The organism is Ectothiorhodospira mobilis, assembly GCF_016584115.1.
Classification (GTDB): domain Bacteria; phylum Pseudomonadota; class Gammaproteobacteria; order Ectothiorhodospirales; family Ectothiorhodospiraceae; genus Ectothiorhodospira; species Ectothiorhodospira mobilis.
The window spans coordinates 1-284 of the sequence record NZ_NRSK01000092.1 but is presented as its reverse complement, the minus strand read 5'-3'; the positions used below and the strand labels follow the sequence as shown (position 1 = coordinate 284).

The 284-nt window shown below is 62.0% G+C and carries 1 protein-coding gene; it reads left to right on the top strand.

Annotation, left to right across the window (positions count from 1 at the left end):
* Nucleotides 1-12 precede the first annotated feature (12 nt).
* A partial coding sequence (locus CKO33_RS13380; RefSeq protein WP_207146558.1) for a prenyltransferase/squalene oxidase repeat-containing protein occupies nucleotides 13-284 on the top strand: 272 nt, incomplete at its 3' end.

The following is a 284-nucleotide window of genomic DNA, read 5'->3' as shown; positions in this document are numbered from 1 at the left end:
ACTGATTGTCTTATGCTCGCCGCCCTGTCGCATGTGGTGTCTACAGCATACGGTCAGGAGGGGATTACGGCTGTCAAGGCGGCGCTTGTCAAACGTCTGGATGCCGATCGTCAGGGAGATGGGTGGGGTTGGCCAGACCACGGTGCGAATGTGCGTGCGACGACGCGGGTGGCACCGGGTTTGTATCGGGCCGGGGATGCCATCCACAAAGACCAGGCTGTCAAGGGCCAGGCATGGCTTGCCGGTCAGCAGAAGGTTGACGGCTCGTTCGCGAACGACTGGGG